Genomic DNA, 24,745 nt, shown 5'->3' on the forward strand with positions numbered 1-24,745 from the left:
CGACGTATAAATCGTTTTTAGCCCCATCGTAGAAGCGCTTGAGTAATCTCATTTTATTGTTGCGTCAAGGAAATAGGGAATAACCCTAATTTAATTGACGCGCCTCAAACTGAAATTGCTCAAGCACTCTGAATCGAGCATTTTGAATGATTACGGGTATTAAGTACGGTCTAATACCATTCAGCGTAAAGAAGTGAGCCCTTTCTTATGCTGATGAGTGTTAAAGCGCGATTAGTTAGTTGTTTAGGAGAGTTTTGTGGATTTAGCTACGTTAATTGGTATTTTAGGTGCCATTGGTTTATTAGTCATGGCGATGGTGTTATCAGGCGACATTATGATGTTCGCTGATACCCAGTCGGTATTGATTGTTTTTTGTGGCTCAATTTTTATCGTATTATCTAATTACAACTTAGGGCAGTTCTTTGGTATAGGAAAAATCATTGGCAAAGCTTTTATGTTTAAACTTGAAAAGCCTGAAGAGTTAATTGAGAAAGCCGTTGATATGGCTGATGCAGCGCGTAAAGGTGGTTTTTTAGCGTTAGAAGAAGCAGAAATTACTAACCCTTTTATGCAAAAGGGCGTAGACATGCTCGTTGATGGCCATGATGCCGATGTAGTGAGAGCGACTTTACAAAAAGATATTAATTTAACCACAGAGCGGCATGAAACAGGTTCGGATATGATGATGGCCCTTGCTGATGTCGCACCTGCAATGGGTATGATTGGCACGCTTATCGGTCTCGTTGCCATGTTATCTAATATGGATGATCCAAAGTCGATTGGTCCCGCTATGGCGGTTGCCTTATTAACAACACTCTACGGTGCCTTTTTAGCCAATGTTATCGCTATTCCTATCGCTTCAAAGTTGAAACTGCGTATGGCGGAAGAAAAAATGAATCAAGAATTAGTGCTTGATGCTGTACTGGGTATTCAAGATGGTCAAAATCCACGCGTTATCGAAGGCTTATTAAAAAATTATTTAGCTGAAGGTAAAAGAAAAGTCGATACAACTGATGAATAGCATGAACAGACTTATGTTAAGTGGCTTTATATTAGGAGTGGCGCATGGCTGAACAACAATGTAAATGTCCACCTCCTGGGCTGCCTGCGTGGATGGGAACTTTTGCCGATCTTATGTCCTTGTTGATGTGTTTTTTCGTTTTGCTTTTATCATTCTCAGAAATGGATGTTTTAAAGTTTAAACAAATTGCGGGCTCGATGAAGTTTGCCTTTGGTGTGCAAAATAAAATTGAAGTAAAAGATATTCCCAAAGGTACCAGTATTATTGCTCAAGAATTCCGACCTGGAAAACCTGAGCCAACCCCTATTGAAGTTATTCAACAACAAACCATGGAAATGACTCAGCAGATGCTTGAGTTTCAAGCGGGTGATGAAACCTCTGCAGGTGGTCGACAAGAGCAGCGAGGTACTGAACGTGGTGGCCAATCTCAAAATACGGAAGATGCACTTTCACAGCAGGCATTAGATCAAGCTAAGCAAGATATGGAAGAAGCTGCTCAAGAACAAGTAAACGAATTAGTGAAGAAAATAGCTGAACAGTTAGAGCAGCAAATTCAAGATGGTGCGATAGAACTAGAGTCTTTGGGCCAACAAGTTATTATTCGCATAAGAGAGAATGGTTCTTTTCCTTCAGGATCTGCATTTTTACAGCCTAAGTTTTGGCCTGTAATTCGTGAAATTGGTGAGTTATTAAATACTGTGCCAGGTGAAATCATGATCTCAGGACATACTGATAATCGCGGCGTTGATTCTGAATTGTTTAGCTCTAATTGGGATCTATCGAGTAAACGTGCTGTTGCAATAGCGCATCAGTTAATTAAGGTTCCTGACTTTGACGCCACCCGATTAGTGGCCGCTGGACATGCAGATACTCGACCTTTAGTGCCTAATACTAATGCGTTAAATCGCCGCCGAAATCGCCGTGTTGAAATAGCTATCAATCAAGGTAAAGCCAAAGAAACTGAGCGAATTGGTATCACTAAAGAATAGAAAGTTAGCATCGAGGTTAAAGTTTAAAAGGACAGAGCCTGTAACACTTTCAGTTGTTAACGCTCGGCCTTGTAAATAGTTAAGTAACGCTACACGGACGTAGCTTATTAGACAATGCAGATTCGTATTGTCTTGAGTAACTGGATTACACTCTACTCACATTACTTTCTTTATATCCCTTTAAAGTAAGCACTAAAACGAAAACTCAACAGAACCTGAAAAATAGTGTACAATGCGCGCCATTATTTTTTTGTCTTTTTTAGGTCATAACCGATGAAATTTATCGTAAAGCTTCAAGCCGAGATTACCATCAAATCTCGCCCCGTCCGTAAACGTTTTACTAAAATATTAGAGTCTAGCGTTAAGAATGTTTTACGTCGTATTGACGAACAAGTCACTACACGTATGAACTGGGATAATATTGAAGTTAATACTAAAGACAATTCGCCTGAAAACCGTGAACGTTTAGTAGAAGCCCTTAAATGCATTCCTGGCATTCCTATGTTCTTAGAAGTACAGCAAAGTGAATTTGTTGATGTTCATGATATTTATGAAAAAACACTCGCTGTCCATGCTGAATCTATTGAAAATAAGACTTTTTGTGTACGTGCTAAACGGACAGGAAATCATGATTTCAATTCATTAAAAGTTGAACAGTACGTTGGTGGTGGTTTAAATCAACAGGTAGAAAGTGCGAAAGTAAAACTAAAAAATCCAGATGTTACTATTCATCTAGAGATTAAAAACAAAGATCTTTTTATTGTTACCCAGCGACATAAGGGCTTAGGCGGCTTTCCAATAGCGACGCAAGAAGACGTGTTATCACTAATGTCAGGTGGTTTTGACTCAGGTGTTTCAAGTTATCAAATGATCAAGAAAGGTGCACGTACTCACTATTGTTTCTTTAATCTTGGTGGTTCTGCTCACGAAGTGGGTGTTAAACAAATCAGTTATTATTTGTGGAACAAATTTGGTGCCTCACATAAAGTTAAATTCTTTGCGGTAGACTTCGAGCCTGTTGTTGCTGAGATTCTAGAGAATGTTGAAAATAGCCAGATGGGCGTGGTACTTAAACGCATGATGATTCGTGCAGCCACAAAAATAGCAGAGCGAGGTAAAATTCAAGCACTTGTTACGGGTGAGAGTTTAGGTCAGGTTTCAAGTCAAACCTTAACTAATTTAAACGTTATCAATCGTGTAACTGATACGCTGATTTTACGTCCATTAGCGGCTTACGATAAGCAAGATATTATTGATATAGCGCGCAAAATAGGAACAGAAGAATTTTCTAAAACCATTCCAGAATACTGTGGAGTTATTTCTAAAAAACCAACGGTAAAAGCTGTTTTATCTAAAGTTGAAGAAGAAGAAGGTAACTTTGATTTTGATGTTTTAGACAAGGTTGTTAGTGAAACGCGTGTTTATGATATTCGCGATATAGGCAAAGAAGCAGAAGAAGAAATTCATGCTGTAGATCTTGTTGAAAACATTCCTGAGAATGCTGTTGTTGTAGATATTCGTAGCCCTGAAGAAGAAGAAGATAAACCGTTAGAGCTAGGTGATGTTGAAGTTAAGCACATTCCTTTTTACAAATTATCTACACAGTTTGGTGACTTAGATATGACGAAAGAATACTTGTTATATTGTGATCACGGTGTGATGAGTAAACTTCAAGCCTTATATTTACTTGATAATGGTTTCAAAAATGTAAAAGTGTACCGTCCTTAACTTTTAGACTTAACCTCTAGAGCTAACGTTAAGGTTCAGCACCTGTTGCCACAGACGAGTATTCTCTGGCGTGGCAACATTATTTTTCTTACCTAAGCGGTGAATATAACCGTTAATATAATCAACCTCTGTAGATCTTCCCGTCAAAACATCACTTCTCATTGAAGAGCAGTTTTTCGCTGTTGCTAATGCTACTTTATGAACCATTGCCTTTAAGTCAGTAAATGCTAACGTTATATTTTCAGTTTGGCTCACTTCGCTTATTTCAGTTAATAACGCATTGATCTGTGCAGAAAACTTCTCGTCATTTACCTCGCCATTTTCAATGTTATTAATGGCAGTGATAGGGTTTATCACACAATTAATTGCCAACTTTACCCACTGCTTTGTCACTATGTCTTGATGAAAGCTTACTTGGGGCAGGGCATGGTTCAATAGATTGGTGAGTTGAGTTTGTTGGGATACACTTAATTTTCCAGAAAGTAGTCCTATATCGGTTTGACCTAATCCTGTATGGGTAATAGCTAATGGTGCATTTCGTAAACAGCCATGAGTTGTTAACATCGCCAGTATAATTTGCTGACGGGGTAGTAGGCTCTCCACATCCGTAAAGGTACCCATGCCATTATGAGCAAGAATAATGATGCAATGAGGATTAATGTTCTTAGCTATTTTCTTTATTGCGGTGGCAATATTAAATGACTTTAGACATAAGATAATTACATCAGCTGACTCTACATCAACCGCTTGACTATAGGTTAGCGGATAAGTTTTTTCTTGAGCTTGCTGGTAGGTGATAAATTGATAAGTGGCCGTCTCTAGCTCATGGTTACTCAGTGAATTTTTATTCGAGGCAAGTAGAGTAACCTTCTTGTTTTTATTGACGTTTGGGATGTCGCTATGTGAAATATTCTGTTGAGATAAGTGATGGTACCAAAGAAGTCCCATTGCTCCTTGTCCAACGACAACAATATTATCTGGCTTATTAATCATGAGTTTATTATGTACCATTGTATTAAGTTCGTAGCAGTGAGTAACATTTGTAGTTACAACGTATTGACTCTAGTTCTATGGAAAAACTTGCGGTACAGCCATTTCGTTAACATGAATAAACTGATGCCTACAACATCAGCAATAAAGTCTCCGAATTGCCCCGTTCTATACCCCAAAAAGGATTGACCAATTTCTGTCAAAGCGCCATAGAAAATAAGCAAAGGCACAGAAAGAGACAGTGACAATTTGATAATAGAGTGGCAAACCCAGGTTAAAATGACAAAGCTAGTTAAGTGCCCTATGGTATCAATCTCTGGAATTTGAAATATGCGCTTTCGTAAAACATCGGGTAAAAAATCATGCGCGAAAAGCAGTAATAGAATTACGACAATGACCGTAATAAAAAAGTAATAATGCGGGCGAGCTTTCACAAGTAATCTGCAATTAACTAAGTAAGTTATTCAATATTAGCATGATTAACACAGTATTTCTTGTTGCACTTTTCTGTCCTGCATTATCGTTAAGTTGCTGCATAACATATTTTCTTGCTTCAATTGTTACTTTAGTTGCGTGCATTAAACGTGAAGGTATAATAGCGGTATTGAGTTAATCCAACCTACATAGAGAAAAATTATGCCATCAATGGATATCGTATCAGAGACTGATTTAGAAGAAGTAAGAAATGCTGTCGACAATGCTAATCGTGAAATTACTACCCGATTTGATTTTCGTGGTGTTGAAGCAAGTTTTGAATGGAAAAAACCTAATATTATCCTCAAAGCTGAAGGTGACTTTCAATTAAAGCAAATGTGCGACTTGCTAAGAAGCCAATTAGCTAAGCGTAATGTTGATGCTAAAGCAATGGCCGTTGGAGATGCAAGTGCTTCAGGTAGAAATTGGAGTCAGCAAGTAACGTTTAAAGAAGGTATAGAGCAAGATATGGCTAAGCAACTAGTGAAGCTTATCAAAGGCGAAAAGCTGAAAGTACAAGCTGCGATTCAAGGTGAACAAGTTCGTGTAACAGGTAAAAAGCGTGATGAATTACAAGCGGTAATGCAATTAGTGCGTACTGCTGAGCTAGAACAGTCGTTTCAGTTTACTAACTTTAAAGATTAAAATTTAGCCAACTAAATTGTGACAACCAATTCAAAACCATAACTTTAGTTATGGTTTTTTTTATGTTGGTTAAAATTAAAAGCATAATTGATCTAAATACTTCTATTGAAGCGTATTGTAGGTTTTGAATAGCATTTTAGTCTTTGAATAGTATATTAACCTAAGGAAAGTAAATGAAATATCTGGCCCTTTGTTGGAGCCTAGCATTATTGAGTAGTGCTGTGTTTGCGGACGGAGATAGAGGAGACGTTAGAGAGCGTATTGAACCGAAAGGTTTTTTGTATGGCTTAGGTTTAGGTATCAACCAAGAGATATATTCTGGCTATGATTATCGAGTCATTCCTTTACCTATTATAGGTTACCGAGGTGATAATTTTCGTGTTTTAGGGCCCTTCGTTAGTTATGATGCATTGGAATTTTCTGATATTGAATTGACTGTGCAGATCGCCCCTCGATTTCAAGGCTTTGATGAGTCTGACAGTTTTATTTTTGAAAATATGCAAGAAAGAAAGTTTTCTATGGATGCTGGATTAGGACTTTCTTATCAGAAGAAGGACTGGAAAATAGGCCTTTCAAGCATGTTTGATGTACTTGGCAGATCTAATGGTTATGAAGCTAAAGCTAACATCTCGCGTGTGTTTCGCAAAGGTCCTTTGTTCTTTGAACCCAGTTTAAGTGTCAGCTATTTAGACAGCAATCATGTTGATTATTATTATGGTGTGAAGGCAAACGAAACTAATGAATTTACATCTCAATATCTTGGTAAATCCGCACTAAATACTACTATTTCTTTATCCTTGGCCACGCCCATTTTTTTAGGTGGCTTTACCCGTATTGTAGTTGATTACACTTGGTATGATTCAGTAATAACCAATAGCCCATTGGTTGAAGATGAAGCTAATATGAGTGCTCGTTTTCTCTTTAGTAAGTTTTTTTAACTATATCACGGCATTTTAGACTAGCTAAAATGTCGTGTTGTTTTCTTTGAAGTATTACTTACCTCAAACGACTTCTCGACATTTTTAATTCAATAGCTACTTTAGGCAATGATGGTAACTTATTGTCAATTGTCATTATTAGTCCGATTGCTATAACTCACCTGAAAATGATCACTTATTTAGTGCGATTAATGTAAGTATTCGTGGGATTAATAACTCACTTAAGCAGATGTACCAAGGGAATTAGCTCTAATATCTAGCAAGATTATTTATATTTATTATTTGCTGATATGAATAAAAGGGGAAAAAAGGCTCTATAATTGATAGACATCATTATGGGCTATATACATGTTTGAGCTCTATCCAGAAAAGGCTAAACATGGCGTTAAGTACTGTAATAGGTGGTTATTAGCTCGATTTATGATTTAGACGATAAAAACAGTATAGACGTCTATACGTTTAGATGTTGACATATCTAGTGATCTAAGTAACAGTATAACTCTTAATTATTATGTGTATTTTTTGTTAGGTAGCGTCATGCCCATTAAAATTCCCGACCAATTACCAGCGTTATCAATTTTAGATAATGAAAATATTTTTGTTATGTCTGAGAACCGAGCAGCATCTCAAGAAATTCGTCCAATGCAAGTCGCTATTCTCAACTTAATGCCGAATAAAATTGAAACTGAAGTGCAGATATTGCGCATGCTGTCTAATACACCGTTACAGATAAATATTGAATTTATTCGTATACATAAAAATGTGTCCAAAAATACGCCAGAAGAGCATCTAGAAAACTTTTACCATTTGTTTGATGATATAAAACACAAACAATACGATGGTCTAATCATCACAGGTGCTCCGCTAGCTTTGCTTGATTATTCGCAAGTGAAATTTTGGGATAAAATTTGTGAAGTGTTTGATTGGGCAGAAAAAAATGTAACTTCAACCATGTTCTCATGTTGGGCTGCACACGCTGCGTTATATCATCACTACGGTTTAAACCGTCATTTGCGCAAAGAAAAACTTTCTGGTGTGTTTAAACACAAACCGCTTGATGATAAAGAGTCATTAACGAGAGGATTTGATGAAAACTTTAATGTGCCACATTCTCGTTATGGTTACATTGATAAATCAGATTATGAAAGCATTCCTCAAATACAGATATTAGCTGAATCTGCTGATGCAGGTGTATATTTAGCTGCCAGTAAAAACAAACAGCAAGTGTATTTGACGGGTCATCCTGAATACGATGCAAGCACATTGCATGAAGAATATTTACGAGATAGTAATAAAAGTGCTGATACTGCTTTACCCAAAAATTATTATCAAGATGATGACGCCAGCAAATCACCCGTTGGCTCATGGCGTAGTCATGGTAGTTTGCTCTATACTAATTGGCTTAACTACTATGTTTATCAAATGACGCCATATCAATTAGATGCTTCAAATATTAGAGCTATTCACCCTGATACTGTTATTTAGTTTTCACTAAAAGACCAACTAATATTAATTAGTTGGTCACTATTATTTATCTTAGTCAGCCATTAAATAACTTTCGACACAGCGGAAAAAGAACATGAAAAAATCATCATCATTTGCCTTATTTGAGCAACAGTTAGCAAAAAACATTTTAATTTTAGATGGTGCAATGGGCACCATGATCCAAGCATATAAATTTGAAGAGCAAGACTTTAGAGCGGAACGCTTTGCTGATTGGCATACCGATGTAAAAGGCAATAACGATATGTTAGTGCTTACTCAACCTGAAATCATTAAAGCGATTCATCTTGAGTATCTTGAAGCCGGCGCTGATATTCTTGAAACGAATACGTTTAACGCAACAACGATTGCCATGGCCGATTACGACATGCAAGAGTATAGCGCTGAGATTAACCGTGTTGCTGCTCAAATAGCGCGAGAAGCGGCTGATGAGTACACTAAAAAGAACCCAGATCGTCCTCGTTTTGTTGCGGGTGTTTTAGGGCCAACAAACCGAACTTGTTCGATTTCTCCTGATGTCAACGATCCTGCATATCGTAACGTTACCTTTGATGAGCTAAAAGATGCTTACATTGAATCCACGTTAGCTTTGATTGAAGGCGGTAGTGACATTATTTTAATCGAAACTATTTTCGATACCTTAAATGCTAAAGCGGCAGTATTTGCAGTAGAAACTGTATTTGACCAATTAGGTGAGCGTTTACCTGTAATGATTTCAGGTACTATTACTGATGCCTCGGGTCGTACTCTATCAGGACAAACCACAGAAGCTTTTTACAATTCATTACGTCATGCAAAGCCTGTTTCCTTTGGTCTTAACTGTGCCTTAGGTCCCGTTGAATTACGCCAGTATGTTGCTGAATTAAGCCGTATTTGTGATACGGCTGTTTCTGCCCATCCTAATGCGGGTTTACCAAATGCCTTCGGTGAGTATGATTTCACCGTTGAAGACATGAACACTCATGTAGAAGAGTGGGCTTCATCAGGCTTTTTAAATATCATTGGTGGCTGTTGTGGTACCACGCCTGAGCATATCAGAGGCATGGCTGACTCAGTTGCAAAAATAAAACCGCGTAAAGTTGAAAAACGTGAAATTGCCTGTCGCTTATCTGGTTTAGAAGCATTAACCATTAACAAAGATAGCTTGTTTGTAAACGTGGGCGAACGTACCAATGTTACCGGCTCTGCCATGTTTAAGCGCTTAATTGTTGAAGAAGATTACGATAAAGCTATCTCTGTAGCTCTACAACAAGTAGAAAATGGCGCGCAGATTATTGATATCAACATGGATGAAGGCATGTTGGACTCAAAAACCGCCATGGTGCGTTTTTTGAACCTGATTGCTGGCGAACCAGATATTGCTAAAGTGCCGATCATGATTGACTCCTCTAAGTGGGATATCATTGAAGCGGGCCTGAAATGTATTCAAGGTAAAGGCATTGTTAACTCTATCAGCTTAAAAGAGGGCGAAGAAAACTTCCGTCACCAAGCTGAATTGCTTCGTCGTTACGGCGCGGCTGTTATTGTTATGGCATTTGATGAAGAAGGACAAGCTGATACGCGTAAGCGTAAATATGAAATTTGTCATCGTGCTTATCATATGTTGGTTGATGAAATTGGTTACCCGCCAGAAGATATTATTTTTGACCCGAATATTTTTGCTGTCGCCACAGGTATTGAAGAGCACAATAACTACGCGGTCGATTTTATCGAAGCAGTTGATGACATTAAGAAAAATCTACCTTATGCGATGATTTCAGGTGGTGTATCTAACGTTTCTTTCTCATTTAGAGGAAACAACCCAGTGCGTGAAGCCATTCACGCAGTCTTTTTATACTATGCCATTAAAAATGGTATGGACATGGGGATTGTTAACGCTGGCCAATTAGCTATTTATTCAGACTTACCAGCAAATCTAAAACAAGCGGTAGAAGACGTTATTCAAAATAAGGATGATGGTGCGACTGAACGCTTACTTGATATTGCGCAAGAGTTTCATGGTAAAGCTGGCGGACAAGCCTCAAAGACTGATTTAACTTGGCGAGAATTACCGATTAACGCACGTTTATCTCATGCGTTAGTTAAAGGTATTAATGAATTTATTATTGAGGATACCGAAGAAGCTCGTTTAGCGTCAGAGAAACCATTAGATGTAATTGAAGGGCCATTGATGGATGGCATGAATACCGTCGGTGATTTATTTGGTGCGGGTGAAATGTTCTTACCGCAAGTGGTAAAATCAGCCCGTGTAATGAAACAAGCGGTTGCTTATTTAAACCCTTACATCGAAGAGGGAAAAACTGAAATAAGCACCAACGGTAAAGTATTGCTCGCGACGGTAAAAGGCGATGTACACGATATCGGGAAAAACATTGTTGGCGTAGTGCTGCAATGTAATAACTACGAAATTATAGATCTTGGCGTGATGGTTTCATGCGATGATATTTTACGTGTTGCTAAAGAAGAAAACGTCGATATCATCGGTTTATCGGGCTTGATCACACCGTCGCTTGATGAAATGGTTTATGTTGCTAAAGAAATGAAACGTACAGGCTTGAAACTGCCTCTATTAATTGGCGGTGCAACCACGTCAAAAGCCCATACAGCAGTAAAAATTGAGCCGCAATATGATGAACCCGTAGTTTATGTATCAAACGCTTCACGTGCGGTATCAGTAGTAAGTAATTTATTATCAAGTGAGCATAAAGCAAAGTTCTTTGCCAGTACCCAAGAAGAATATGAACGCGTACGTGTTCGTCATTATAAAAAAGGTCCGCGCTCAAGTTTAATAAGCCTTGAAGCTGCTCGTGCTAATGCTACTAAAATTAATTTTGAAGATTATACGCCTAAAAAACCTAACAAACTGGGTGTAACTGTCCTTGATAATATCGATTTGAATGAAGTTAGAAAATATATTGATTGGACGCCATTTTTCATGACATGGCAAATGTCTGGTAAGTATCCGCTTATTTTAAAACATGAAGTGATTGGTGTTGAAGCAACAAGCTTATTTAATGATGCTAACGCCATGCTTGATGATGTTATTAATAATAAAAAAATATGTGCTAGAGCAGTATTTGGTTTGTTTCCTGCAAACAGTAATCAAGATGATATACAGCTATACACAGATGAAAGTCGCAGCGATAAATTAATGAGACTTCACCAACTACGTCAACAAAGTAAAAAACCAGCAGGGCAGTTTAACCGTTGTTTAGCGGATTATATCGCACCAGAAGACTCAGGCATTGAAGATTATGTTGGTGCTTTTGCTGTGTCAGCAGGTTTTGGTGTTGAAGATTTAGTCAAAGTTTTTGATGCAGATCACGATGCCTATAATTCAATATTACTTAAAGCGGTAGCGGATAGATTAGCGGAAGCGAGTGCTGAATATTTACATGAGAAAGTGCGTAAAGAATATTGGGGTTTTGCCCCTGATGAAGATTTAAATAATGACGCGTTAATTCGCGAAAGTTATCAAGGTATTCGACCTGCACCAGGATATCCTGCTTGTCCTGAGCATACTGAGAAAGGTTTATTGTGGGAGTTACTCAATGTTAAAGAAAACATTGATATGGACCTCACCTCAAGTTATGCGATGTGGCCAGGTGCTGCAGTGAGTGGTTGGTACTTCTCGCACCCAGAGTCTAAATACTTCGCGGTAGCAAAATTAGCTAAAGATCAGGTGCTAGATTATGCAGTTCGTAAAGGATTTACCTTAGAGCAAGCAGAACGTTGGTTATCTGCAAACTTAGACTATGAACCAGAGTAAGCTGAACCAGAATAAACTGAGTCGTTTAAATAGGTGAACTGATTACCTATTTAAGTTACACAAGTTGAGACTAATAAAAAAGGCTGCACCATGTTTATCATGGTGCAGCCTTTTCGTTTTCTAGTTAATGCTTTTTAGTAAAATGAATTTTGCTGGTAATGTATTACGTTATTACAAGCACTTTACTGGCCTTGGCTTATGCCTTAGCTCATATCTAAATTATGCTGATTGATATAAGTCTGTTTGTGGTACTTCAAACTTATTATTGAATTTGGCGGATAATACTCCTTTACGATGTGCTAGTGCTGATTGTAGTTTTTTTGCTACTTTTGCAATGGCAACATAAAGTTGTTTGTCAGAAGCATTTACGGTTACTTTTTCACCTTCATACAGTGTGGTTACTTCAAGTTTTTGCAGATGCGGTTCAACGGTAATGGTCGAGTTAAGCGTCATAATTGACGGATAATGTTTAGAGATTTTCGCAAACTTATTCTCGATAGATTGCTTGATACCTTCAGTTATTTCAACGTGGTGTCCAGAAATTTTAATCTTCATAGTCTTACCTCTTTTGTTATCTTTAACTTTATCTGTGTCGTTATCTTCAATTTCATAATCCTCCTTCAGTCATAAAAATGCAATAGAAAAATGGTAGATAAATGCAATTAAATGTAACCCGATTTTTAGGGTTTTTTGGGCATGAAATATGCTAATAAAAAACTAATAAATAATTGAGTTGTTATTCAAAGAATTAATTAAACCAAAAATGACAAAGCAAAAAAAACGGCAAGTAACTTAAGTTACTTGCCGTTTGAGTTGTTCGATATAACCAATTTATAGGAGTTAACTCCTAGTAGTTAATCCCTAATAGTTAATCCCAAAGCTAAAACTGAACAGGTTATTTAAAGTGTCTATCAAAGAAGTCCATGATAGTCGCGTTTAAATGCACTTTTACTTTTTTACCACGCATACTGTGTTTACTACCTGGGTAGGTCATCAGTTCGAATAATTTACCTTCATCTTGTAAGGCTTTAATTAATTTCGTGGTATTGGTAAACAATACGTTGTCATCAGCCATGCCATGATAAACCATCATTGGACCGCTTAAGCCAGAAACATAAGGAAATACACTGCTTTGCTGATAGCCTGCAGCATTCACATTAGGGTGATTTAAATAACGTTCAGTGTAATGTGTATCGTAGAGCATCCAATCTGTTACAGGCGCGCCACTTACACCGGCTTTAAAGTAATCGCCTGCTTTGAACATAGTCATTAAAGCCATATAACCACCGTATGAATGACCAAAAACACCAATGCGTTCTTTATCAACATAGGGCAGAGTGTGGAGATATTTCACACCCGTAATTTGGTCGGCAACTTCAACTTGGCCTAACGTCTCATAGATTGGAAATTCAAACGCGGTACCACGGTAGTTAGAGCCTCGATTATCAAGCTGATAAACAATATAACCCTGTTGTAACATGTATTGAGTTATATCAGCGCCTTGCCATTTATTCGTGACCAGTTGTGCGTGAGGGCCGCCATAAACTCTAACAATGACAGGGTACTTTTTGCCTGGTTGCATGTTCTTAGGCTTATAAAGTTTGTAGTACAAATCAGCTTTTCCATCATCTGATTTTAATGAACCAAATTCAGGCATGACTAAGCCATTATAATAAGGTGCTACAGGGTGCTCTGGCGTTACTTTATTTTCAGCTAACCAAGTAATATGTTCACCATTCGCCGAGTGTAAACTTACCTGTTTAGGTGTTTTAGTATTTGAGAAACTATCAATATAACTTTCGCTGGTTTGACTGAAGTTTATGCTATGAAAGCCGTTGCGTTTAGTTATACGTTGTACATTTTCAGGTGATTTACCGCTAAGAGGAACTTTATATAAGTGACGTTCAAGGGGAGTATCAGCACGACCGGTAAAGTAAACCCAACCATTCTTTTCATCTACACGTGTTAGTGAATCAACTACCCACTCGCCTTTGGTTAACTGAGAAATTAACTCACCTTTTAAGTTGTAATGGTAAAGGTGCTTGTAGCCGTCGCGTTCTGAAGCCCAGATAAAGGTTTTATTGTCACTTAAAAAAGTTAAATCTTTATGCAAGTTAAGCCAATGGCTAGATTTTTCTACTAGTAAGGTTTTTTGGCGACGTTTTTTTAAATTGTACGTTTTTAATGTTAACGTTTTTTGGTCACGACTTTGTAATTGGTAAGATACCTTTTTACTATCACTAAGCCACTTTACTCGTGGGATATAAATATCCTTATTATCACCTAACTCAACAAAACGGATTTTTTTACCTTTAATGTCAGTAACGGCTAGTTGAATATGAACATTATTAGTCCCTGTTGCAGGGTAACGCTGTTCAATTAGCTCAATTTTTTCAGCGTATATCTCGTTACGAATAACCGTTTTTACTGGGGTCTCATCGACACGTAAAAAAGCAATGTGCTTTTCATTTGGCGACCACCAATAACCGGTCATACGCGACATTTCTTCTTGAGCAACAAATTCACTCATACCATTTTTAATGGTGCCACCGCCATCGATGGTAAGTTGGCGCTCTTCACCGGAAGCAATATTTAATACATAAATGTTTTGCTCACGAATATAAGAAACAAAATTGCCTTGAGGTGAGAATTTTACATCAGTTTCAAAACCGGCTGTTTCAGTTAAGCGTTTAGCTGTTTTTGTTGTTAAATGGTAGTAGTAAATATCACCATTAAGCGGGAACAGTAATGCACTACCGTCTTGCGAAAATTGGTATTCCATAATGCCAACACCATAGATACGTTGGCGTTCACGGCGTGCTTTTTCTTCGTCAGATAAGTTTTCAGGGCCACTAAATAATGATTGAGAATCAACAAGCAGTTTATTTTCTTTACTGGCTAAATTGTATTCCCACAAATCATAACGGTTTAGATCTTCTGCTTTACCTTGGAGGTAAGTTACCCGTGTTCCGTCTGGAGAAAATTTCAATGACTTGGGTGTTTGACCATTAAGAGAAGGCGAACTATAAATGCGCTCAATGGTTAATTGCTCTGCGCTAGGCACTTTGACTTTTTCATCACTTGCATTTGCACTCAAAGGTAAAGCTAATGAGCAAAGGAGAGAGAAAAGTGCTTTTTTAACAGTAAATTTCATAGGAAAGTTATCTTATTAAGTTGTTTATTGGTTTGTGAAAATAGGTAATTGTGTACGCTGTGCCTATGACGTCCATGCCAATGTTTTTTAGCCCGAGCACTTTAACAAACGCTAGTATATTAAACTAGCGTAGTGCTAAAAAAGGACCAATATTTTAAGGGATATTATCTTTAAAAATTGGTCTCAGTGTAAACAATAATGGCAACAAACTATTTGTATAGCCTGCAAGCTATTAGGCTTTCAGCTCATTATTTTATCAACTCAATGAGCTCATGAATGGTTTTTACTGCTTTGATGTTAGCGCCAAGCCCTTCCATTGATTTATGATAATTACGGTAAGGAATAAATATTTCGGTGAAGCCATGCTGTGCTGCTTCTTTAACACGAGGTACGCCGCTGTCTATAGGTCTAACGTCGCCATTTAAGCTCAATTCACCCATGATGCAGGTATTACGAGGTATAACAAAGTCATTCAGGCTGCTTAATAGTGCTGTGACCAAGGCTAAATCGATACAGGTTTCAGACTCATCAATTTTTAAGCCGCCGACAATATTAAAAAAGGTATCGTGAAATATCTTCGTTTTGGTATGTTTACGCAATATCCCGGTTAACATTTTAATTCTGTTCATGTTCAAACCAACACAAACACGTTGTGGAAACTCTGCCTCGGTTTCAGTGGTCAAACATTGAATTTCTAACAGCAGATTGCGATTGCCTTTACGAATACAGGTGATTGTTGAACCAGGAGATTCGGTACTAGAACCCGATAAAAATATTTCGCTCGGATTATCAACACTGAGCATACCGCGTTCACACATCTTGAAAATACCGACGGTGTCGATATCACCAAAACGGTTTTTGTTCGCTCTAAGCGTACGAATTTGACCGTCATTAGTATCAATATGCAACAGGGCATCTACTATGTGTACTAGTGTTTGCGGGCCGGCAATTTCGTTGTTTTTATTTACATGGGCAATAATAAACATAGTGACATTATTTTGCTTGCAGTACTGGGTCAGTGATTGCGCACTGCTTTTTACTTGTGAAGGAGAGCCAGGACTGCCATTTGCATTTTCAGTGACTACCGCTTGGATAGAGTCAATTACCGCAAACTTAATTTTGTTTTTATCTAATTCATCAATGATGGCTTCAACACTGGTTTCAGCTAATAGGTAAAGGTTATCTTCGTCATAATCCAACTTTAATCGGTGCACACGGTTTTTGAACTGAGAAAGGGATTCTTCAGCGGTACAATAAAGTGAGGCGTGAGTTTTTGACATACGAGCGACAAGATCGGAGAGTAGGGTCGTTTTACCTGCGCCCGGATCGCCAGAAATAATATTTACCGATCCTGTTGTCACTCCTCCGCATAAAACACGATCAAGCTCGCCGATACCTGTTGATCTTTTTTCTGCATCAATGGATTCTATTTCGTTAATCTTTTTAGAGCCGCCACCCGTTAAACCTGCATAACCACCGGTACTTGTTGTACGAGTAGCTGCATTTTTACTTGCTGCTTTTGGTATTTTCATTTCTACCAGGGTATTCCATGCTCCGCAACGGCACTGTCCTTGCCAACGGGTATGATTCATACCGCAATCGGTGCATACAAATTCGATTTTTGCTGCTTTTACCATCTAGATTTACCACCCTTTAAACGATAACATGACGGTAATAAGCGTCTGTCATTGAACAATATTATGTTAATTTACACTATCAATAAAAACCAATTTATAAAAATGAATGATTTTGTTTGATCTCCATCATTGAGAGGCATAGAAATTGCTTAGTTTTTAATGATAAAGTCGGTTAGATTATAATGATTTTGATTTTTTTGTCTAAGTTAAAAGTAATGATAAAAATTCTAACCTAACAGCGACGCTGTAATTTAGTGTTAAAACATATGGTAAAGCAGAAGTTAATAATAAAACTATGGATAAAGATTTCAGTAAACATCATAAAATCATTGCCAATTTTCGTGGTGAGGTAAACAAAAATAGTTTTGAAGCTAGTTATAGTGCTGTAACTGAGCACCTTAATAAAACTGAAAAGTTTTTGTTGAAAATGGAATTAAAACGCTTAGCGGGTGGTTGTGCGCGTTCCATTGATTTACGTGGCTTGGTCAATGGTGAATGTCAGTTATTTGACTTTCAAGGTCAAACTCATTTTTTGGACGATGTTGCTATTGCCACTTTCAAAGAAAATGTGGCGGTATATGGTAGTTATACTTTTGGCGTGTACGAATCAGTTAAAAATGCTAAAAATAGTTTTCGTAATATTTATCAAAATGAAAAGGTTACCCCTAGCGTCGTTGATAGTATTAATAACAATAATAAATCAGGAACAGAAAAGCTCCAATATCCAGCAAAACTAAATTTCTTAGCAAACTATCCCAACCGTGCTGAAGAGCGAATGAACTTTGCTATTCCTATCACCTTAACCGTACTGAATAAGCAACAGTTAGTGACAACCAGTATTGATCTGAGTGTTAAGGGGATCAAGTTTAAACTGATTAATGATATTTCTTTATTTAAAGGTGATCAATTAAGCATCGCCTTTACTGGTTTAGAGCAAGAGTTTCAATTTAGTAAAGATGATTCGTTTTATTTTGAAGTTAAAAATGTCTTACGAGACTCAGGGACTCAACTTATAGGTTGTCTGCGTATAGATATTCCTGAAAATGATAGCTTTGAACGATTCTTAGTGGGTTATATTCAAGGAAATAAACGCCGTTATAAAATCAACTTAGATAACAGTCTAGCGGCATTACAGACGAGAAGCCTTGAACAATATGCACTAGTTAAATTAAATGAATTGATTATATTTATGCATAGTGCCAAAGGGGATATGAACAAAATTTCACCTCGCTATGCGCTAACTACCAAAAACAATCAAAAGTTATATCAATATTGGCACGATGAAAAAAAGCGCTCAGCATTGCATTACCTTATTAATGCTGAGCGACTAGCGCGTTTAAATGTTTTACAACAACAAGGTAAGAGTTTATTAGTCTTTAGCTTTATTCATCAACATAAAGGTGACAAGTTTTTCTATACGGTAGATGAAGAGCAACTTAAACATGATAATGCTTTTTTTATGCAGTTCTTAGCTTTTGCAGCGAGTAAAACTAGCTTTGCTATCACAGCGTTAAAGTCGCTGACGATAGATGCGGAACAAGCTTATTCGCCATTTACTTTATCTACTGCTCTGACTAAGCAGCAAAACTATTTAAATCCCCCACTAACTAATGAAGTGAATGATATTCTTGCAGGTTTACCCTATGCAGTAACGGCAACTGATGTTACTGGTACTAGTGATTTTAGTGATTATCAAGCGCTAGGCTATGAGGGTATCGATCTTGATCGGCTTAAAAGTTTACGTCAAAAGCATAATGATAAAGAAAGCCGTGTCGATGAAATAACCTTAAGTTATGGACATCAACGTCAAGAAGTTCGCTTTAAATACCAAACACCCGTTAGCATTGAGTCTGAAGCTTCAAATTGGTCTGGATTGTCGGCAGATTTTTCTGTTTCAGGGCTAAAAGTGGACTTAGAAAACCCCGCTGTGTTATCAAAGGGCGATATCGTTCATTTAAGCTTTCCAAAATTACAGAAAATAACCTCAGCTTTTGATCTAAAGCAGTTACCTTATAAGATCATGAGGATCAGTAAAGATAAAAAGGTGGTCAACCTGCGTGTGTCCGTTAAAGAGCATCAACATATAGGACGATCATTTTTTAAATTATTAATTGATAAGAACAAAAATAAATTAACCCCTGATGAGTATGCCATGCTAACACCTGGTTTATCAGGTGCACTAAGAACTTTGTATGCGGTGAATATGGAAATACCTACTGCGATGGTGCAATCAAGTGGTAGTCGCTATAAAGTAGAAAACTTAGTAGTAGGGACGCACGGTTATCAAAGCCATAAAAATTTATTATCAGCGATGTTACGATTAAGTGATCGTCATGGTTATTATAATTTATACCCTCTGTTAGGGAATTTGCAGGTCAGTAATTTAATCGATCAACATATGAAAAAACTAGTGGCGAGTGATACTGCCGTTAGTGAACTCATCTATATTGCTATCGATGCAAGTATTACAGACATAGAAAAATCGGTAACAATAAAGCAAGTGAGTGAGCTTAATACGCCACAGATGAGAAACTTTTTTATTAAAAACGCTTTGAAACAAGGTGACTTTTACAGCCTGCAATTGAAATTATCACGTAGTGATGAGGCTCATATGGAACATTTAAACCCAGAGCTGGCGTATATCGGCTCTTATGCTATACATCGTGGTAAACAACTTGAGCAAGATATCTATAGTGTTGCGGGGTTAGTTCAGCTAATTGATGTCACACAAGAAACATTACTGAGATATAAGCTGACTCAATAAGTTTTTTGCTATTTGTTGCAGTTGAAAATTTCAGTGTAAAACTAAACCTGATTGTTATTATTTACCCGCACTATTTCAATATGTCTGAATTTACCTATTGAAATAGAGCGAATATAGATTGTGTTCAGCCTTCTAAAACTTTAGATGACATGATAAAAACTACGCTAACCAGTGTAACAGGCAATCTAAACCTTGCTCGTTTATGCTGCTATCAGCTTGAGCTAATACAATAGGTTTAGCATGGAAAGCAACACCAAAGCTTGCCGCAGCCATCATCACTAAATCATTGGCACCATCACCCATCGCAACGGTTTGATTTACTGGTATTTGATACTCTTTACTTAAAATGGCTAAAGAATCCGCTTTTACTTGCGCATCAACCACGCTACCTAAAACCTTACCGGTGAGTTTTCCATCAATAATTTCAAGGGTGTTGGCAAAAGCAGCATCTAAGTTTAAGGTTTCTTTTAGATGATCGGCAAAATAAGTAAAACCACCAGAAGCAATAGCAATACGCCAATTGTGCTTTTTAAGCTCAACAATGAGTGGTTTTAATCCAGCCATTAAGGGAATGTTTTTTGCTACATCACTTAATATACTTTCCGGTGACTCTGCTAATGTTGCTACACGTTGATGCAGACTTTGTGCAAAATCGAGTTCACCCAACATGGCGCGCTCTGTTACTTCAGCGACTTCTTCACCAACGCCCGCTAGCTTAGCTATTTCATCAATACACTCAATTTCTATGGTGGTTGAGTCCATATCCATCACTAATAATCCAGGCACTGCTAATTTAGGTACCTGTGTTAATAAAGCGGCTTCAATTTTATTCGCTAAAGCGAAGTCAGCTACTGCTTTACGGGTTTTGATAAAGTCAGCACAGTTCACTTGAAAACGACAACTCGTTTGATTATTACGGTGATTAATCGTAGTGAGCGTTATGATTTCAAGCTGAGCATCGTTTTGCAATGCTAACAGCTGCGACAGTGGAAGTTGTTGGAATACAACCAACTCTATCTGCTCTTCTGTTGCCGGTTCACTTAATATATTATCAGCTAAAGTAACTGCTTTTTCAGACAAACTAAAAGCGATAGGTAGTTGTTGATTTTGTAAATTATTGGCTAAATACTGTTCAAGTGAAAGGGGTAATATAGTGGTAATAAAAGACACGTTAACTCTCTTGGGTATGTTCTAAAATTAATAAACTTCACATCAGTTAATAATCTAACTATAGTGGCACTATCGATGCGCTAAAATGTCACCAGTGTTCTTATGAAGCAAGCCGAACAGCCTTTATACCCTAAATTATCCTCGATTTATAATAAAATCCTGCAATTAGCTAGTGCAATTTTGCTTATCATAGTACTGATGAGTCTCTGGCAGTCAACCGGAGAGAGAAATAGTGATAACTTAACGGCGCACTTTAATTATATTGCTAAGCAGCAACTTCAACAGGCGATTGCGGGGGTTGCGGTTATTCTTGAGCAATCACATGAAAGTAAAGTAGATCAAGATGCGTTTTTACAACGTTATCTTGATGGTTTAACAAAAGTTAACTTTGTTAAACAAGCCCATTTATATGATGCTACAGGGCTATTAGTCGTATCGAGTGCTTCGGTGGAAAAAGATAAGCAGGGTAATGAACTCGCTCCGCCTAGTGCAAAGAGTATTAACGACCTTTACGGAATTTCTCCTCATCAACGCAATGTAACAGATACCTTAACGCCTTTTGTTGAAGAAATACGTCAAACAGACTCAAGCAGTTACAATCTACATGGTTATCTTCGATTTACTATCGAGCAATCTTATTTAACTGATATTTTAGCTAAAGCGGATGAAGAACAACAGTCTTTACAACGCTTAATGTTGTTATTAGCAGGCGTCGTAGGGTTCCTACTTACTCGGGGGTTAAATCGTTTTAGCAGGCGCGGATATCGTTTAGATTCTGAGTCTAAAACAGACTAATACATTTCATTTAAGTGAAAAATATCTGATTGATGTTATGTTCAAGCTGATTTGCTATCTCCTCTGAACTTTCAGGGCGTATGGTTGATAACACTTCAAAAATTTTTATTAGATTTACTGGGGAGTTAGTTGGAGAGCTAACTACCGTCTCAAGCTTTTCTTGTTCCGTACCCTCATTATTTGTCAGAACTTCTTCACCTGTCACTTCTCGACTTAACGGCATCGATGGCGCATCAGTTTCTAAAGCTAAACTCTCTAAGGGAAGGCGCTTGAGGGTATTGATGGTTTTTTTAGCACGAGAATAAGTAATAGTACTACCGACACCGAGTTTAAAACCTAAATCAATATACCCCATAGCTTGTTGATAACTACCTGAGAATCCATGAATGATGCCTTTTCTTTCTAACTGATATTTTTTCAGGAACGGCATTATTTTATCGTGAGATTGCCTGTGATGTATTATTACCGGTAGGTTTTGCTGTTTAGCGAGATTGAGTTGAAAATCAAAAAAATGCTGTTGATGATGCAAGTTATCTTCAGGGGTTTGTCCATGGTTTACGGCTTGTTTGGCAATAGCGCCGTCAATGCCAATCTCTCCTACGGCAATTATCTCGTTTCGCGACTTAATTACTAACTCACTTAATGTTTGAAGGTGAGAGTCATTAAGGGCTTGTAAAAACCACGGATGAATACCTAAGCAAGGGTAAATCTTAATCGGATTAGTGTTGGTGATATTACTAAGGTTATCACGGCAGCGCTTTGCTAGATTAAGGACTTGAGTGAAGTTGTCAGGCGCAATAGAGGGCACGATTATACGGTTAATTGCAAGTTGCTGACATTGGGCTAATAAAGCGGGTAGTTGCTCACTAAAAGCAATATCATCAAGGTGGCAATGGCTATCGGTAAACTGCATCATTGCCCCTTTGATTATTTATTATTGAGAGTTAACTATTAAGAATAGGACTTCTATTCTTGAACACTAAACCTTTCCGTCGTCATGCTCTGGGTGTTTTAATTGAGCATCCATTTTGATTACTGGACTCCCGATCTTACATTACTTGAATGACGTAAGAGTTAAGATAACAAACTCCGTTTATTGTAATTTATTTCTAGTAAACGTTAGTGGAAGGAAAAAAACGAAGCTGACGAATGTCAGTGAGTATTTTTTGACGCTCCAATCACGTTTACTAGGGTAAATTTACATACGTTCCATTGTTTCAATGCCTAATATATCTAACCCTTGTTTTAAGGTATCAGCAACAACGTTACATAACGCTAGACGTGAAGCTTTAACTTCACCGCTAATGCCTTCTTTAAGAATAGGACAGGCTTCATAAAAACTCATGTAGAGGCTGGCTAATTCATAAAGGTAGTTACATAACAAATTAGGTGTACATTCACTGATGACTGCATCAACCACATCTTCAAGTTGTAATAACTTTAATGCTAAAGCTTTTTCTTGTGGCTCGATTATGTTGATAACCGCATCATTTTTAACTGTGCCAGCTTTAGAAAAGATACTTTGAATACGAGAGTAAGCATATTGTAAATAAGGTGCAGTAGCGCCTTCAAAGCTCAACATCGTTTTCCAGTCGAAAATATAATCACTGGTACGATTTTTTGATAAATCGGCAAACTTAACTGCGCCTATGCCTACTTTCTTAGATATTTCAGTTAGATCAGTATCAGTAATATCTGGATTTTTCTCTTTGATTAATGCCGCAGCACGCACGATAGATTCATCAAGTAATTCAGCTAACTTGATAGTACCGCCAGTACGGGTTTTAAATGGCTTGCCATCATCACCCATCATCATGCCAAATGGGCAATGTTGGTAACCGACATTTTCAGGTAATAAGCCAGCTTTACGCGCAACAATTTCAACTTGTTTAAAGTGTAATGCTTGACGAGCATCAGTAAAAATAATAATGCGATTGGCTGCTAGTTTACCACTGCGGTAACGACATGCAGACAAATCTGTTGTTGCGTATAAGAAACCGCCACCCGATTTTTGTACGATAAATACTGGTGCTTCACCATCTTTGTTAGCCATTTCATTAATAAAAACAACTTTAGCGCCTTGACTCTCTTCCGCTATTTTTTTCGCCATAAGCTCATCAACAACAGTAGATAAATCGTCGTTATAAGCGCTTTCGCCCATAATATCAGAGCGTTTTAATGACACATTTAATTTAGCGTAAATTTCTTCACTGTGCGTGATTGAAATATCAATAAACTGTTGCCATAACTTGGCACAAGCTTCATCACCACTTTGCAGTTTAACTACATCAGCACGTGCTCTATCAGCAAAACCTTCTTCGTTATCAAAGCGTACTTTTGCTTCACGGTAAAAATTTTCTAAATCGGCAAGGGCAGTTTCAGCAACTTCATCACTGGCAAGTTTATCGCTTAAGTGTGCGATTAACATACCAAATTGCGTACCCCAATCACCCATGTGGTTTTGACGAATAACTTTGTCACCACGAAATTCTAATGCACGTACAACAGCATCACCAATGATGGTTGAACGTAAGTGACCAACATGCATTTCTTTGGCAAGGTTAGGCGCTGAATAATCAACAACGACTGTTTGCGATTCATCACCAGGGGTTGTGCCGCGTTGTGCTACGCCAATAAAGTCATCTTGAGCAACTTCATTTAGTTGCGCCGCTAACCAGCTTTCATCTAAATGAATATTAATAAAACCAGGGCCGGCTAATTCAATTTTGCTAGCGATGCCGTCTAAGTCTAGTTCGGCAACAACCTTGGTTGCTAACTCACGGGGATTGGTTTTTAGTTTTTTTGCTGCGCCCATCACACCATTAGCTTGGTAATCACCAAACTGAGGACGGTTAGATAAGCTAATTGCAGGATTAGTACCTTCAGGTAAGCCAGCAGCAACCATAGCTGCACTGACTCTTTCGCTTAATATGTTCTTAATATTCATTGTAATAGACTCTTTATCATTGTTATTTGGCTCAATCTTGGCATCAATGATACTCACATGCGCTGCATGCTCCGTGTCATTTCTTTAACCTTGAACCAACTAACTGCGATAAAGAAGCTATTACGCAGTTAGTGAAATTTATTTTTTAAGTTCTGCTTCATTATTAAAATAATCAGCAAAATATTTTTAATCTTTATTTACGATTTAATTCTGTTTGGTTA

The 24,745-nt window shown here is 37.6% G+C and carries 17 protein-coding genes; 9 read left to right on the forward strand and 8 right to left on the reverse strand.

From position 1 onward, the window contains the following. The first annotated feature begins 256 nt into the window (after positions 1-256). The 3 genes from pomA (at position 257) to thiI (ending at position 3,738) form a co-directional block, all read left to right on the forward strand. The gene (gene pomA, locus CPS_RS04875; RefSeq protein ID WP_011041930.1) at positions 257-1,021 is read left to right on the forward strand and encodes a flagellar motor protein PomA; all 765 of its coding nucleotides are present in this window, start codon (positions 257-259) and stop codon (positions 1,019-1,021) included. 44 nt (positions 1,022-1,065) lie between these two features. Continuing rightward, positions 1,066-2,010 carry a flagellar motor protein MotB gene (locus tag CPS_RS04880; protein WP_011041931.1) on the forward strand — a complete coding sequence of 315 codons (945 nt, stop codon included), beginning with the start codon at positions 1,066-1,068 and terminating at the stop codon, positions 2,008-2,010. 273 nt (positions 2,011-2,283) lie between these two features. Beyond that, on the forward strand, positions 2,284-3,738 hold the full coding sequence (gene thiI, locus CPS_RS04885) for a tRNA uracil 4-sulfurtransferase ThiI (RefSeq protein WP_011041932.1): 1,455 nt from the start codon (positions 2,284-2,286) through the stop codon (positions 3,736-3,738). 9 nt (positions 3,739-3,747) lie between these two features. Here thiI and CPS_RS04890 read toward each other — a convergent pair whose 3' ends face one another. Next, a complete protein-coding gene (locus CPS_RS04890) occupies positions 3,748-4,731 on the reverse strand; it encodes a ketopantoate reductase family protein (protein WP_049757747.1) in 984 nt (327 codons plus the stop codon). Positions 4,732-4,784: 53 nt separating this feature from the next. Next, positions 4,785-5,162 (reverse strand): VanZ family protein, encoded by a 378-nt coding sequence (locus CPS_RS23675; RefSeq protein ID WP_011041934.1) that lies wholly within the window; start codon positions 5,160-5,162, stop codon positions 4,785-4,787. A gap of 202 nt (positions 5,163-5,364) precedes the next feature. On the opposite strand from CPS_RS23675, the gene CPS_RS04895 reads away from it, so the two are divergent. The 4 genes from CPS_RS04895 (at position 5,365) to metH (ending at position 12,057) form a co-directional block, all read left to right on the forward strand. Then, on the forward strand, positions 5,365-5,847 hold the full coding sequence (locus CPS_RS04895) for a YajQ family cyclic di-GMP-binding protein (protein WP_011041936.1): 483 nt from the start codon (positions 5,365-5,367) through the stop codon (positions 5,845-5,847). Positions 5,848-6,020: 173 nt separating this feature from the next. Further along, positions 6,021-6,785, forward strand: coding sequence for a MipA/OmpV family protein (locus tag CPS_RS04900; protein ID WP_011041937.1), 765 nt, complete (start codon positions 6,021-6,023; stop codon positions 6,783-6,785). A 537-nt stretch (positions 6,786-7,322) separates the two neighbouring features. Continuing rightward, positions 7,323-8,270 carry a homoserine O-succinyltransferase gene (locus CPS_RS04905; RefSeq protein ID WP_011041938.1) on the forward strand — a complete coding sequence of 316 codons (948 nt, stop codon included), beginning with the start codon at positions 7,323-7,325 and terminating at the stop codon, positions 8,268-8,270. Between the two features lie 94 nt (positions 8,271-8,364). Further along, positions 8,365-12,057 (forward strand): methionine synthase, encoded by a 3,693-nt coding sequence (gene metH / locus CPS_RS04910; RefSeq protein WP_011041939.1) that lies wholly within the window; start codon positions 8,365-8,367, stop codon positions 12,055-12,057. Between the two features lie 219 nt (positions 12,058-12,276). On the opposite strand, the gene hpf is transcribed toward metH, so the two are convergent. The 3 genes from hpf to radA form a co-directional block, all read right to left on the reverse strand. Continuing rightward, positions 12,277-12,612: a ribosome hibernation-promoting factor, HPF/YfiA family gene (gene hpf / locus CPS_RS04915; RefSeq protein WP_011041941.1), complete on the reverse strand. Its 336-nt coding sequence runs from the start codon at positions 12,610-12,612 to the stop codon at positions 12,277-12,279. Between the two features lie 340 nt (positions 12,613-12,952). Continuing rightward, on the reverse strand, positions 12,953-15,211 hold the full coding sequence (locus tag CPS_RS04920) for a S9 family peptidase (RefSeq protein ID WP_011041942.1): 2,259 nt from the start codon (positions 15,209-15,211) through the stop codon (positions 12,953-12,955). A gap of 248 nt (positions 15,212-15,459) precedes the next feature. Further along, entirely contained in the window at positions 15,460-16,848 is a 1,389-nt protein-coding gene (radA, locus tag CPS_RS04925; RefSeq protein WP_011041943.1) for a DNA repair protein RadA, read from the reverse strand. A gap of 295 nt (positions 16,849-17,143) precedes the next feature. On the opposite strand from radA, the gene CPS_RS04930 reads away from it, so the two are divergent. Further along, positions 17,144-19,612 carry a PilZ domain-containing protein gene (locus CPS_RS04930; protein ID WP_011041944.1) on the forward strand — a complete coding sequence of 823 codons (2,469 nt, stop codon included), beginning with the start codon at positions 17,144-17,146 and terminating at the stop codon, positions 19,610-19,612. A gap of 159 nt (positions 19,613-19,771) precedes the next feature. Here the strand turns inward: CPS_RS04930 and serB are convergent, their stop codons facing one another. Continuing rightward, on the reverse strand, positions 19,772-20,782 hold the full coding sequence (serB, locus tag CPS_RS04935; RefSeq protein WP_041736683.1) for a phosphoserine phosphatase SerB: 1,011 nt from the start codon (positions 20,780-20,782) through the stop codon (positions 19,772-19,774). 102 nt (positions 20,783-20,884) lie between these two features. Here serB and CPS_RS04940 point away from each other — a divergent pair, with 102 nt between their 5' ends. Then, positions 20,885-21,577 carry a hypothetical protein gene (locus CPS_RS04940; protein WP_011041946.1) on the forward strand — a complete coding sequence of 231 codons (693 nt, stop codon included), beginning with the start codon at positions 20,885-20,887 and terminating at the stop codon, positions 21,575-21,577. 10 nt (positions 21,578-21,587) lie between these two features. Here CPS_RS04940 and CPS_RS04945 read toward each other — a convergent pair whose 3' ends face one another. Together CPS_RS04945 and argS are read right to left on the reverse strand one after the other, a co-directional pair. Then, positions 21,588-22,490: a TatD family hydrolase gene (locus CPS_RS04945; protein WP_011041947.1), complete on the reverse strand. Its 903-nt coding sequence runs from the start codon at positions 22,488-22,490 to the stop codon at positions 21,588-21,590. A 285-nt stretch (positions 22,491-22,775) separates the two neighbouring features. Beyond that, positions 22,776-24,524: an arginine--tRNA ligase gene (gene argS / locus CPS_RS04950; RefSeq protein ID WP_011041948.1), complete on the reverse strand. Its 1,749-nt coding sequence runs from the start codon at positions 24,522-24,524 to the stop codon at positions 22,776-22,778. Positions 24,525-24,745: the final 221 nt, after the last annotated feature.

Origin of the sequence: Colwellia psychrerythraea 34H (assembly GCF_000012325.1) — a bacterium.
GTDB classification, from domain to species: Bacteria; Pseudomonadota; Gammaproteobacteria; order Enterobacterales; family Alteromonadaceae; genus Colwellia; species Colwellia psychrerythraea_A.